8 protein-coding genes are annotated in these 12638 nt (G+C 66.1%); 1 reads left to right on the top strand and 7 read right to left on the bottom strand.

Annotated elements, in window-relative coordinates; genetic code table 11:
• Positions 1–83: 83 nt before the first annotated feature.
• The gene (locus TZ03_RS02680) at positions 84–1160 is read right to left on the bottom strand and encodes an autotransporter outer membrane beta-barrel domain-containing protein (RefSeq protein ID WP_051095613.1); all 1077 of its coding nucleotides are present in this window, start codon (positions 1158–1160) and stop codon (positions 84–86) included.
• A gap of 190 nt (positions 1161–1350) precedes the next feature.
• Between TZ03_RS02680 and TZ03_RS31725 the strand changes: the two genes are divergently transcribed.
• A complete protein-coding gene (locus TZ03_RS31725; protein WP_269082540.1) occupies positions 1351–1476 on the top strand; it encodes a hypothetical protein in 126 nt (41 codons plus the stop codon).
• A 132-nt stretch (positions 1477–1608) separates the two neighbouring features.
• Here TZ03_RS31725 and glgX read toward each other — a convergent pair whose 3' ends face one another.
• From glgX to glgA, 6 genes are all read right to left on the bottom strand, one after another.
• Complete coding sequence (gene glgX, locus TZ03_RS02675) at positions 1609–3762, bottom strand: glycogen debranching protein GlgX (RefSeq protein WP_051095612.1); 2154 nt, start codon at positions 3760–3762, stop codon at positions 1609–1611.
• A 154-nt stretch (positions 3763–3916) separates the two neighbouring features.
• Complete coding sequence (locus TZ03_RS02670) at positions 3917–4201, bottom strand: DUF2934 domain-containing protein (protein WP_051095611.1); 285 nt, start codon at positions 4199–4201, stop codon at positions 3917–3919.
• Between the two features lie 14 nt (positions 4202–4215).
• Positions 4216–6990 (bottom strand): malto-oligosyltrehalose synthase, encoded by a 2775-nt coding sequence (locus TZ03_RS02665; RefSeq protein ID WP_051095610.1) that lies wholly within the window; start codon positions 6988–6990, stop codon positions 4216–4218.
• Positions 6987–9080, bottom strand: a complete 2094-nt coding sequence (gene malQ / locus TZ03_RS02660; RefSeq protein WP_051095609.1) for a 4-alpha-glucanotransferase — start codon at positions 9078–9080, stop codon at positions 6987–6989. The genes TZ03_RS02665 and malQ overlap by 4 nt, the downstream gene beginning before the upstream one ends.
• Positions 9077–10819 carry a malto-oligosyltrehalose trehalohydrolase gene (gene treZ / locus TZ03_RS02655; protein WP_051095608.1) on the bottom strand — a complete coding sequence of 581 codons (1743 nt, stop codon included), beginning with the start codon at positions 10817–10819 and terminating at the stop codon, positions 9077–9079. The genes malQ and treZ overlap by 4 nt, the downstream gene beginning before the upstream one ends.
• Before the next feature lie 14 nt (positions 10820–10833).
• Entirely contained in the window at positions 10834–12381 is a 1548-nt protein-coding gene (gene glgA / locus TZ03_RS02650) for a glycogen synthase GlgA (RefSeq protein WP_051095607.1), read from the bottom strand.
• Positions 12382–12638 lie beyond the last annotated feature (257 nt).

Raw genomic sequence — 12638 nt, 5'->3', positions numbered from 1 at the left:
GATCCCCGAAACCGGCGGTGATTTCGAAACCGGCGGTGATCCTTGTGTAGGAGTGGGTTCACCCGCGAAAGGGCCTAACCTGCCTACCAGCGCATCCGCACCCCAAGGCTGCCAATCAGCCCATTCAGGTCATTGCCATCCACGTCGCTGCTGTAATCGGCACTGACAAACATGGCCACCGAAGGCGTCACCCGCGCCACCAGCCCCAAGCCCAGTTCCACCGTGGTCGAGTAGCGCGAACTGGAGATCTTGTCGACCTGGTCCAGCTTCACACCGTCGGCATTGCTGAAGTCATACCATACGTTGGTCCGCACATAGGGCTCGATGGGCATGCCGCGCACTTCATAGCGCCCGGACAATTTGGCACCCACCCGGCCACTCCAGCTCGGCTGGCTGTCGAAGGCCTGCAAGGTCTCTTCCTGCACTTGGTTGCCAGGGAAGAACTGTTGGTTGATCAACTGTGCCTGGGGTTCGATCACCCAGTTGCCGTTCAGGCGAATCGGGTAGCCGCCCTCCACCGAGAAGGTCATCGCGTGGCCGCTATCGTCAAGGCGCTGGCCGCTCTCACCACGGCCCAGCACATCGATGCGCGAGCCCATGGCCACGGCATCCAGGTGCCAGCCCTGCTCATGGGTCATGCTCCAGTACACGCCCAGGCTTTCACCACTCAGGTTCACCGCATTGCGCTGCTTGTCGCCCAGCAGCGGGCGCATGCCGTTGAAGCTGCTTTGCAAGTTGTTGTGCCCTACGAAGATGCCCGCCCGATGCACATTCCCCGCTGACGTTTCACGCACGAACAGGTTCGGGCCGATCATCAGTTGCTGGCTGGGCGCCTCCAGGTGCTCTGGGGCGCGTGCGCCACTGCGCGCGGAGGAGGGGAAGAACTGCGTCCATTGGCTGGCGACCAGGTCCGGTGTCGCCTGCCCGTGGCGCGTGCTCATCCTTTGTGAAAACTCATTCAAGGTAGCCATGCTCAAGCCACTGGCGCTGACCGGCTCGAGCGACAACTGCGGCACTGCCGGCTGCTGCAGGAAGCTGGGCGAGGTGGGGTCATCCTGCAATTCGAACGCGAAAGTTTCCACCGGGGTTGCCAGAAGCAGCGACGTGGAAACCGCGTAGAAAATGCTGTCGAAGCGCAAGGGGTTCGAGGTGCTTTTCATGGCGGATCTCCTATGTTTTTGTGGGGTACAGCCCAAGGACCTGGCCTGTTGTCACGAGCTGTACGGCAAAAACAGTGGGCGACCCAAACCAGCGCGCCAGCCGTTCGCCAGCGCGCACGAAGGCGCGAGCTAGAGGCCCGGCGCGAGATCTTTACTACTAGATAATGTTCAGCTAAGGAGAGGTCGCGGCTTGCGTCAAGAAAACGTGAAGGCGCTGTCGATGTTTCGTGACTCTGTTCAAGCCATTGATTTTCCAGTTAAACATGATGGGTATAGCGGGGTTCGCTATTTGCCGCACGGTGGCTATGAAGAATAATTGCTACACCGGCGCTTCGCGGGTATCCGCCATGGCATTGCCAGCGCCTATGAGATCGAGCGCCGCGCGGGCGGCGCTCGATCTCATAGGCGCTGCATACCTTGTGGCAAACACCTGTCAGCACTGTCACGTTCACTCTTCATCGCGCTGCAGCACCATCAGCAACATCGACCGCCCCTTCACTTCGAAGCTGCTGTCGAACTGCAAATGCTGCCCCTTGCGCAACTCCGGCCGGTCGGTATCGACCAGGCAGCTCCAGTAATCCCCTGCGGGCACCGCCGGCAGCTTGAACGGCACGGTGTCATGGTGGGCATTGACGATCAGCAGCACCGTGGCCTCGGCGCCCGGCCGGGCAATGCCGCTGACCTGCGCGCGGCCATCGATCAGCATGCCCAGGCAACGGCCGTGGGGGTCTTCCCACTGTTCCACGCTCATCTCGCTGCCATCCGGTGCCAGCCAGGTCACGTCCTTGACCCCGATCGCCTCATTGTAATCGCCCACCAAGAAGCGCGAACGGCGCAGAACCGGGTAGGCCAGGCGCAGGCGGGTCAGGCGTTTGACGAAGGCCAGCAGATCCTCGCCTTGCTGGTCCAGGTCCCAGTTGACCCAGCCGATCTCGCTGTCCTGGCAGTAGGCATTGTTGTTGCCGTGCTGGGTACGGCTGAACTCGTCACCAGCGACGATCATCGGCGTGCCCTGGGCCAGCAGCAGGGTGGCGAAGTAGTTGCGCATCTGGCGCATGCGCAGGGCATTGATGCCTGGGTCGTCGGTCGGCCCTTCGACGCCGCAGTTCCACGACAGGTTATTGTCGGTGCCGTCCTGGTTGTTCTCGTCGTTGTCTTCGTTGTGCTTGTGGTTGTACGACACCAGGTCGCGCAGGGTGAAACCGTCATGGGCGGTGACGAAGTTGACCGAGGCATAGGGGCGCCGGCCGCGGTTGTTGAACATGTCGCCCGAGGCGGTCATGCGCGAGGCGAAGTCGGCCAACTGCCCTTCGTCGCCTTTCCAGAACGCGCGCACGGTGTCGCGGAAACGGTCGTTCCACTCCGCCCAGCCAGGGGCGAAATTGCCCACCTGGTAGCCGCCCGGGCCGCAGTCCCACGGCTCGGCAATCAGCTTGACCTGGCTCAGCATCGGGTCCTGGCGGCAGGCGACGAGGAAGCCGTGGCGCTCGCTGTAGCCGTCGTGGTAGCGGCCAAGGATGGTCGCCAGGTCGAAACGGAAGCCGTCCACGTGCATTTCGCCGGCCCAGTAGCGCAGCGAATCGGTGACCAACTGCAGCACGCAGGGGTGGCTCAGGTCCAGGGTGTTGCCGGTGCCAGAATCGTTGATGTAGTAGCGCTTGTCGTCAGGCATCAGGCGGTAGTAGGAGGCGTTGTCGATGCCGCGCATGGACAGCGTGGGGCCGCGCTCGTTGCCTTCGGCGGTGTGGTTGTAGACCACGTCCAGGATCACCTCCAGCCCGGCGTCGTGCAGGTGCGCGACCATCTCCTTGAACTCGGCGATCTTGCCACTGGCCAGGTAACGCGGGTGGGGGGCGAAGAAGGCGATGCTGTTGTAGCCCCAGTAGTTGTTCAGGCCCTTGTCCAGCAGGTGCTGGTCGTTGACGAAGGCGTGGATCGGCAGCAGTTCGATGCTGGAAACGCCCAGCTCCTTGATGTGCTTGAGCAATTCGTCGTTGGCAAGGCCGGCGAAGGTGCCGCGCAGGTTTTCCGGCACGGCCGGGTGGCGCATGCTGATGCCGCGGGTGTGGGCCTCGTAGAGGATCGTGCGTTCCCAGGGGATCAGCACGCGTTGGTCGCGGCCCCAGGTAAAGGCCGGGTCGATCACCTTGCACTTGGGCACGAAGGGCGCGCTGTCGCGCTCATCGAACGACAGGTCGCCGTCGGGGTGGCCGATGGTGTAGCCAAACAGGGCCTCGGACCATTTCAAGCTGCCGACCAGTTGCTTGGCATAGGGGTCGATCAGCAGCTTGTTGGGGTTGAAACGGTGGCCGTTTTCCGGCTCATAGGGGCCGTAGACACGGTAGCCATAGACCAGCCCGGGATGAGCATCGGGCAGGTAACCGTGGAAGATCTCGTCGGTGTATTCGGGCAGTTCGATGCGCTCGATTTCCTGCTCGCCGGTGGAGTCGAACAGGCACAGCTCGACCTTGGTGGCGTTGGCCGAGAACAGGGCGAAGTTGACCCCAAGGCCATCCCAGGTGGCGCCGAGGGGGAAGGGCAGGCCTTCGCGGATGCGCGATGGCGCGACTGAGCGGGTTTTCTTCGCGGTGCGGGGGCTCATGGCGGTCCTCAAGTGGCCGTGGTGGAAGGGAGGGTTGTGCAGTCCTGCACTGGCCTCTTCGCGGGCTCGCCCGCTCCCACAGCTACAGCACCAACCTCCAGCCTTGTGGAGATCCTGTGGGAGCGGGCAAGCCCGCGAAGAGGCCGGCCCAGGCTTAACCAGCAGTAGGCTTTTTCACCGCCCGAGGCTTTTTCGCCGCAGCCGGTTTCACCCCCGGCAAGGCGGCCACCTTGGGCTCGGCCGGGGCCTCGGGTTGCGCCGCTACCTTGGGCTTGGCTGGCGCGCGCTTGCGCGGCGCTGCCTTGGGCGCCAGCGCCTCGGCCTCGGCCAGCTTGCGGGCCATTTCCCAGTGGCGCTCCTCCTGGCCGGCGGGCTTACCTTCGGACTCCCAGATCTGGTAGGCAAATTCGCGGATACGCTTTTCATCGACACTCATCATGACGCTCCTGATGCTCAAGATTGTTGTATCAACAGGTTCACCGGAAACTCCGCCAGCACGGCGCTCAACATCAGCTCCCTAGTAGCGCTGACCACCGTGCAGGCGAAAAGTCCCGTGGAGTTGGCAGGCGACAAGGCAAACGGCAGAACCAGCCGGGTGTCGTCCCAGTTCTGTGCCGGGATCAACGGTGTTGCGGCGCCACCGAGCAGGCCGCTGGCCAGGCGCGGGACGACGACGATGGCGCGTTCATCTTCCCCCAGGCGGGCAAAGGCAAGCACCTTGTCAGCATGGCGGCCCTGCACCGTCAGCGGCAGGTAGGCGCCACGGCGAAACAGTTCGGCATGCGCCTGGCGGCAATCCAGCATCCGGGCGACCAGAGCCTGCTTGATGCGGCCGTCACGCCAGTGCGCCAGCAGCTCGGCCGTGGGCGTGGCGCTGTCCAGGGTGCGACGCCTGCAAGCGTAGTCCACGGCGCGTCGGTTGTCCGGGTCGACCAGGCTGAAGTCCCAGTATTCATTGCCCTGGTACAGGTCGGGCACACCGGGTACGGTCATGCGTAGCAGGGCCTGGGCAAGGCCATTGAGGGCGCCGGGGCAGGCGAGCAGTTGCGCGGCATCTGCCAGGGATTTGCGCAGTTGCTGGTTCTCGCTGTCCAGCAGCAGGCCGTCGATGTAGCGGGCACAGGCGCCTTCGTAGGCCTCGTTCGGCGCGCTCCAGCTGCTACGCAGCTTGGCTTCGCGCAGGGCCTTTTGCTGCCACTGGCGAACACGCTCGGCGTACTGGCGCAGGGCGTTGTCGTCGTGCAGGTCAAGCTGCAGTGGCCAGCTGCCCAGCAGGGTCTGCAACAGCATCAGCTCGTCGCCGGGGCTGGGCGCCGGGCCGTCGTCCAGTTGCTCGCGCAGCGGCGCGGCCAGCTCGCGCCAGTGTTGCACCCGGCTGGCCAGCCAGGGGCCGCGCTCGCTTAGCGCAGCCAGGCGCGCGCGGGTGTCTTCGCCGCGCTTGTGGTCGTGGGTGGCGGTGGCCAGCAGGTTGTCGGGGAAGTCGCGCAGGCGCCGCTGGGCTTCGTTGTGGAAGTGTTCTGCTGGGGCGCTGAACTGCTCCGCCTCGAAGCCCACGTCGTTGCGCGACAGCAGCCGGGCGCTGCGGTAGAACGCGGTGTCTTCCACGGCCTTGGCGGCGCTCGGCGCGGTCAGTTGCTGGAAGCGCACGCAGGCGTGGCGCAGTTGCTTGCGAGCGCGGCCCGGCGGCAGCTGGCGCCAGGCTTGTCCGCCCAGCCATCGTTCAAGCTGTTCGAGCAGCGGCCAGTCGGCTTCGCCGAGGTCCTGACGGGCATTGGCCAAGGCCTGTTGGAAAAACCCTTCGTCTTCGGCCGGGCGCCCGCAGGCGTTGAAATAGGTGCGGTACACCGGGTAATGCGCGACCAGTGCCTGCAAGGCCCGGCGGATCGCGCCCAAGGTCAGGTCGCGGGTCATCAGGTCGTTGCGCGCCACCTGCAGCAGCGCCTGGGCCACCGATTCGCAGTCGCCGGCCAGGCTGGCGTTGAGTACCAGGTGGCGCGCCTGGCGCACCTCTTCGGGGAAGTCCGGGCGTTCGCTGATGCTGGCCCACAGTTCGGTCAACGGCGTTTCGCCCGCCGGGTCGTGCTGCAGCAGCGAAACCTGGTTCATGAACTCGTAGCCGGTGGTGCCGTCGGTAAGCCAGTCGCGGTGCAGGTGTTCGCCTGGGCCAAGAATCTTTTCCACGTAGATGGGGAAGTGCTCCAGGGCAGCGTGCAGGGGGCGCCGCGCCAGCAGGCCATCGACCCGCCGGCGCAGTTTGCGGCAGTAGCCACGCGGGTCGGCCAGGCCGTCGATATGGTCGATGCGCAGGCCGTCCACCAGGCCCCGCTCGATTAGCTCGAACAGCTTGGCATGGGTGGCCTCGAACACCACTGCGCGCTCCACGCGCAGGCCGCCCAGCTCGTTGATATCGAAGAAGCGTCGCCAGTTGATGTCGTCGGCGGCGGTGCGCCAGCTGGCCAGGCGGTAGGTCTGGCGTTCGAGCAGCAGGTGCAGGCGCTTGAAGCCGTTTTCGCTGCGGCTGTCGAAGGCCACCAGGGCGGATTCGAGGTCGGCCCCTTCGCGTACCAGGCGCGCCAGCTCAGTGTGCAGGGGCAGGGCATCGGCGAGCGGGGCGGGCGAGGCGTTCAATGCTGTGAAGTGTTCGGCCAGCGCCTTCAGCGCCGGCTCCGGGCTGAAGGCGAGGATCCAGCCATAGTCGACCGGGCAGATCGGGAAGCGGTGCGCGTAATGGGCGATTTGTAGCAGGCCGTGGTGCGGGTCGAACTCAAGCGGTATCTGGCCATTTTTCAGCGCTACGCCGTAGTCGCTGGCGAGGAATGGCAGCAGCAGTTGGCCGGCCAGCAGCGGGTCGCTGGAGTGCCACTGGATGTCGAAGAATTCGGCATACGGGCTGCGCCGGCCCCAGGCCAGCAGGCTCTGCCACCAGGGGTTGTCGGCCCCGCCCACGGCCATGTGGTTGGACACGGTGTCGAGGATCAGCCCCATGCCGTGCTGGCGCAGGGCGGCGACCAGCCGTTGCAGTGCTGCCTCGCCGCCCAGCTCGGGGTTGACGCAGGTCGGGTCGACCACGTCGTAGCCGTGGCGCGAGCCGGCGCGGGCCTTGAGGATGGGCGAGGCATACAGGTGGCTGATGCCCAGCTGGGCAAAGTACGGCACCAGCGGCACGGCGTGATCGAGGGTGAAGTCACTGTGAAACTGCAGGCGCTGGGTCGCGGTCAGCGGCTTCATCGGTCACGCTCCCCGGCTTGTTCGCGGGCTTGGGCCAGTAGCTCCAGGCGCCGTGCGGCATCGTCGTCGTCGAGCAGTTCACGTACCGGCCGGGCAAAGCGTCGGCGCCAGTTGGGGTGGCCGCTGGTGGTGCCCGGCAGGTTGGGTTGTTCGTCGCAGCCCAGCAGGTCTTCCAGTGGCACCAGCACCAGCGGTGCACGGGTGTGGCCGACATAGCGGATGGCAGCGTCGATCAGTGCATCGTTGTCTTTCAGCGGGCCGTAGTTGGCTTCCAGGGTACGGCGCAGGCCGTCGTGTTCTTTCTGGCGTTCGTGGCGCCAATGCAGTTCGGTGGCGGCGTCGATCAAGTGCAGGCGGTGGCTCCAGTCGATGTCGCGGTTTTCCAGCCAGCCGGCCAGTGGTGCCAGGTCGTGGGTGCCAGTGGTGGCCAGGGCGTTGTCTGGCCAGTCGAGGATCGGCTTGAACTGGCCGGGCTGGGTCTGCTCGAACGGTAGTACGCGCATGCCCAGCACGGCCTTGGCCGCCAGTTGCTCACGCAGGCCGTCGGGCACGGTGCCCAGGTCTTCGCCGAGGATGATCGCCTGGTGGCGCACCGACTCCAGCGCCAGCAGGCGCAGCAGGTCATCCAGCGGGTAGTTCAGGTAGGCGCCTTCGCTGGGCTTGGCCCCCTGCGGAATCAGCCACAGCCGGCGCAGGCCCATGACATGGTCGATGCGCAGGCCGCCGGCATGGGCAAGGTTGGCCCGCAGCATTTCGATGAAGGCACGGTAGCCGTTGCGCTTGAGGCCTTCCGGTGAGAAGGCGCAAATACCCCAGTCCTGGCCGAGGCGGTTGAGGATGTCGGGCGGTGCGCCTACCTTCAGGCCCGCCAGCAGCTCGTCCTGGCGGCTCCAGGCCTGGCTGCCGGCACCGTCGGCGCCCACCGCCAGGTCGGCGATCAGGCCAACCGCCATGCCGTTGCCGCGGGCAGCTTCGTGGGCGCGTTGCAGGCCACGTTCGGTCAGCCATTGGCAGAAGGCATGGAACTCGACCTTGGCCGGGTAGGCATTGGCGAAGGCTTCCACCTCCGGGTGGTACGGGTCGTGCCAGGCCTTGGGCCAGTTACGCCAGTCGGCGCCCAGGCCGTGCTCCACTGCCTGGGCCTGCAGTACCTCGAAGCGGCAGTGATGCTCCAGGGCCTGGCCGCCGGCCTCGCGGAAGCTGTCGAAGTCCTTGCGCAGCGGGTGGTCGCCCTGGCTGAAACCTTGGTACAGGGCTTCGAGCAAGCGCTGGCGGGCGCTGGCGGCGCGCGGCCAGTCGACCAGTGGACGTTGCTCCAGGTCTTCGAGCAGTTGCTCCAGGCCGCAGGCTTCGATGGCCACGCGTACGGCCCGCTCGCCCAGCAGGGCGGTGGGGCTGGCGTACAGGGTGTTGAGTAACAGGCGGCTGGAGGGTGAGTAGGGGCTGTAGTGTTCCTGGTCGATGGCCGACAGGGCGTGGATGGGGCTGATGGCCAGCGCGTCGGCGCCGCGTTCGGCGGCCGAGCGCGCCAGTTGCTCCAGGGCCAGGCAGTCGCCGTAGCCGCCATCGCCGGGGCGTCGCAGGCTATACAGCTGCACGGCCAGGCCCCAGCAGCGCGGGGGTAGCTGTTGCGCACTGCCGTCCAGGCGCTGTTCAAGGCAGTCGTCAAGGCTGTGGCAGCGGGGCGGGGCCACGGCCACGGTGAAGCGGCGGCTGTCGATTTCCACCTGGTGGTAGCCGATCGGTAGCTCACCGGGCAGGCGGGCCTGGTCGTCGAGGCTGAGGCTGAGTGAGGCATGGTCTTCCAGGGTGCAGTGCGCAACGCTGGCGGCAGCGAAGTAACGCGACAACGCCAGCGGCTGGCCCAGGTCGGCGGTCAGCAGCGGCGGCAAGTGCTCGCTGTCTTCGGCGGCTTCCACGGCGCGCAGGCTGGCGGCGATGGCCGCATCATCGGCGGCGGGGTGGCCCAGGCCTTCGAGGATGGCGCGCAGTGCTTCGTCGCTGACGCGCTGGGGCCGCGCATTGGCGTCGGTCCAGTCGCGGCTCAGGCCGACGCGGCTCGCCAGGCGGTGCAGGGCGGTTTCGCTCATGGGCGCTCCTGGGCAGGGGAAAGCAGGCTGACCACGCAGCTGTACGCGGCCAGGTGGGTATCCGGGTGGCGGGTGTCGCTGCTGTCGAACAGCCGGGTGGGCGCCGCGGGCAGCTCGACCGCCTGCGCGGTGGCGCCCAGGTTCAGGTCGATGCGCAGGGTGTTGCCATCGCCCAGGCGCCAGCGCGCGGTCAGCGCCTTGTCGCCATGCACTTCAGCGCCCAGCGCGCGGCTGCCGGGCAGGTGTGGGATCACGTGGCGGCGGCGCAGGTCGAGCAACTGCTGATACAGGCCGTGCCAGCCGGCGAGCACTTCCTTGGCCTGCGGGCGGGACGCCTCGAAGGTTTGCTCGGCGTTGGGATCGGGGATGAGCGCGCGTTGCGCCGGGTCGGCGAAGGCACTGAAATGGGCGAACTCACCGCGGCGGCCTTCGCGCACAGCGTCGGCCAGTTGGTCATGAAAGTCAGTGAAGAACAGGAACGGCCGGCAGCTACCGTCGTCGTCGCCCATGAACAGCAGCGGAATCATCGGCGTCAGCAGCAACAGGCCGGTGGCAGCGCGCAGGGCCGCTGGCGGGCAGAGGCGGGTCAGGCGCTCGCCCAGGGCGCGGTTGCCGACCTGGTCGTGGTTCTGCAAGAACAATACGAAGGCGCTGGGCGGCAAATGACCGCTGGGCTCGCCACGGGGCGTGCCATGGCGATTGGCCTGGCCCTGGAAAACGAAGCCTTCGGACAGGCAGCGCGCCAATTGGTCGATGGGGCGCTGCTGGTAGTCGGCGTAATAGCCTTCGGTTTCGCCGGTCAGCAGCACATGCAGGGCATTGTGGCCGTCGTCGTTCCACTGGGCGTCGAAGCCCTGCTCCAGCAACAAGGCCTGGTTGTGCTCGTTCTCCAGCACCAGCCACACCTGCCGGCCGGGCTCCACTGCGGCGCGCACCCGCTGCGCCAGCTCGACCAGGAAGTCGGGCTGGTCGATGGCATGCACGGCATCCAGGCGCAGGCCGTCGCAACGGTAGTCGCACAGCCACATCAGGGCGTTCTGGATGAAGTACTCGCGCACCTGCGCGCGGCGGAAGTCGATGGCCGCACCCCACGGGGTCTGCCGGTCTTCGCGGAAGAACGGGCTGGCGTACTGGTGCAGGTAATTGCCGTCGGGGCCGAAGTGGTTGTAGACCACGTCCACCAGCACCATCAACCCGTGGCCGTGGGCCTGGTCGACCAGTGCGCACAACTGCTCCGGGCTGCCGTAGGTGTTGTGCGGGGCATACGGCAGCACGCCGTCGTAGCCCCAGTTGCGCTCACCGGGGAACTGCCCCAGGGGCATCAGCTCGATGGCACTGATGCCCAGCTCGGCCAGGCGCGGCAGTTGCCGGGCCACCCCGGCATAGCCGTCGAGCAGGCCGACGTGCAGCTCCTGGATCACCGCCTCGTGCCAGGGCCGGCCTTGCCAGGGGTGTTGCCAGGCATAGCTGGCCACATCCACCACCTGGCTCGGCCCCTGCACACCGTCGGGCTGGTAGCGCGACGCCGGGTCGGCCACCTGCAGTTCACCGTTTATACGGTAGTGGTAACGGTCACCGGCCTGGCACGGGGCAATGCCGCCGAACCAGCCATCCTCCTCGGGCAGCAGCTCGATGGGCGGCTGCCGCTCCAGTTCCACGCTCACGCTGCGCGCATCCGGCGCCCAGAGGGCGAAGCGCGCCGACGTGGCGTCCAGCAAATGTGCGCCATGCCTGTGCATCTTCGGGTCCCCGCTCAGTAGTGGCTCAATTGCGCCTGCTTGACCAAGTCCTCGTACAGGCGTGCGTAAGGTTCCACTGCCTGGCACCAGTTGAAAGGCTGGGTCATCGACAGGCAGCGCATGGCATTGAGCAGGTCCTTCTTGCCGTACACATAGAAGGCGCGGCCGAGCGCCTCGCGGTAGCTCTCCACGGTCGACTCGTTGAACAGGAAGCCGGTGACCCCGCACTCGATGGTGTCGGCCAGTCCGCCGGTGTTGCGCGCCACTGGCAGCGAGCCGAAGCGCTGTGCGTACATCTGGCTGAGGCCGCAGGGCTCGTAGCGCGACGGCATCAACAGGAAGTCGCTGCCGGCGAACATGCGCCGGGCGTCAGTTTCGTTGAAGCCGATGCGCACGCCGATGCGGCCCGGGTGACGCAGCGCCAGCTCGCGCATGGCCTGCTCTTCTTCTGGCTCGCCACGGCCGATGATCGCGATCTGCCCGCCTTGCTCGACGATGTAGTCGGCCACGCCTAGGGTCAGGTCCAGGCCTTTTTGGTAGACCAGGCGCGAAACCACGGCGAACAGCGGGCCTTCGCAGTCGTCCAGGCCGAACAGTTCACGTACCTCCTGGGTGTTGCGCGCCTTGCCTTCCCAGTCGTTGATGCTGAAATTGTGCTGCAGGTGCTTGTCGGTGGCCGAGTCCCAGCTTTCGTCGATGCCGTTGGGGATACCGCCGAGCAGGCCTTGCTGGGCCTTGCTGGCGAGGAAACCGTGCAGGCCGCAGCCAAATTCCGGGGTGGTGATTTCCCGGGCATAAGTGGCGCTGACCGTGGTGATGTGGCTGGAGTAGGCAAGGCCGGCCTTGAGGAACGACAGCTTGCCGTAGAACTCCATGCCTTCTTGTTGCATGGCGTGCTCGGGGATCGCCAGTTCCGGGCTGCAACCACGGCTGTACACACCCTGGTAGGCCAGGTTGTGGATGGTGAACAGGGTCGGGGTGTTCAGCCCGCGCCAGTGCATGTAGGCCGGCGCCAGGCCGGCGGGCCAGTCATGGGCGTGCACCACTTCGGGCTTCCAGTGGATCTTGCCTTCGCCAGCGGCAATTTCCGCGGCGGCCAGGCCCAGGCGAGCGAAGCGGATGTGGTTGTCGGGCCAGTCACGGCCGTTGTTGGTGCCATAGGGCGTGCCATCGCGCTGGTACAGTTCGGGGCAGATCAGCACATAGATGACCAGGCCGTCGGCCATGTCCATGCGCCCGATCTTGCACGGTGGCAAGGCCGCGTGGCCGCCTAGTTCACCGACGATATGGATGGGGTTGTCGCTTTCCATCACCTGGCGGTAGCCGGGGATCAGCACCCGCACGTCGTGCAGGTGCGCCAAGGCGCGGGGCAGGGCGGCGGACACGTCACCCAGGCCGCCGGTTTTCACCAGGTCGGCGATTTCCGAGGTAACGAACAAGATCTTGCGCTTGTTGGGGTTGTGCTGGGGTGCCTTGCCTGTCGCGGCGAAGTCCGGGGTGAGCGGTTCGCGGTTGTCCGGGTTGAATGAATCTACGTGAGGCTCGACAGCGGCACTGATCATACTTCTCTCCGTCCCTATGCTTGGCCGGGTGCTGGCACCCGTGGCGATGTTTCGTGTTGGTTCTCTCTGATTCTGAATGCTGCGTAGTGCGTTCCATGCCCCTGAGTCGTGCGCGCAGGCACAGCGCGATCGACGTTCCGGCCGAAGGCGATTGGACTGGTTGGGGTGGTGGGCCGAGGCTGGGGAAGTCCCTTTGCGTTTGGCCTACTTAGTTCCTGACCCGCCGCCTTTGCGTAAAGTTCGACTTTTTTTCGTCA

This window comes from Pseudomonas sp. 10-1B, assembly GCF_000935045.1.
Lineage (GTDB): Bacteria > Pseudomonadota > Gammaproteobacteria > Pseudomonadales > Pseudomonadaceae > Aquipseudomonas.
The sequence above is the reverse complement of the archived record's forward strand: the minus strand, read 5'-3'. Positions and strand labels throughout refer to the sequence as shown.

What these genes read in the sequence shown, in the direction of transcription:
- TZ03_RS02665 (WP_051095610.1), bottom strand. Translation starts at nt 6,990, where the DNA reads ATGAAGCCGCTGACCGCGACCCAGCGCCTGCAGTTTCACAGTGACTTC.
- glgX (WP_051095612.1), bottom strand. Translation starts at nt 3,762, where the DNA reads ATGAGCCCCCGCACCGCGAAGAAAACCCGCTCAGTCGCGCCATCGCGC.
- TZ03_RS02670 (WP_051095611.1), bottom strand. Translation starts at nt 4,201, where the DNA reads ATGATGAGTGTCGATGAAAAGCGTATCCGCGAATTTGCCTACCAGATC.
- malQ (WP_051095609.1), bottom strand. Translation starts at nt 9,080, where the DNA reads ATGAGCGAAACCGCCCTGCACCGCCTGGCGAGCCGCGTCGGCCTGAGC.
- TZ03_RS02680 (WP_051095613.1), bottom strand. Translation starts at nt 1,160, where the DNA reads ATGAAAAGCACCTCGAACCCCTTGCGCTTCGACAGCATTTTCTACGCG.
- treZ (WP_051095608.1), bottom strand. Translation starts at nt 10,819, where the DNA reads ATGCACAGGCATGGCGCACATTTGCTGGACGCCACGTCGGCGCGCTTC.
- glgA (WP_051095607.1), bottom strand. Translation starts at nt 12,381, where the DNA reads ATGATCAGTGCCGCTGTCGAGCCTCACGTAGATTCATTCAACCCGGAC.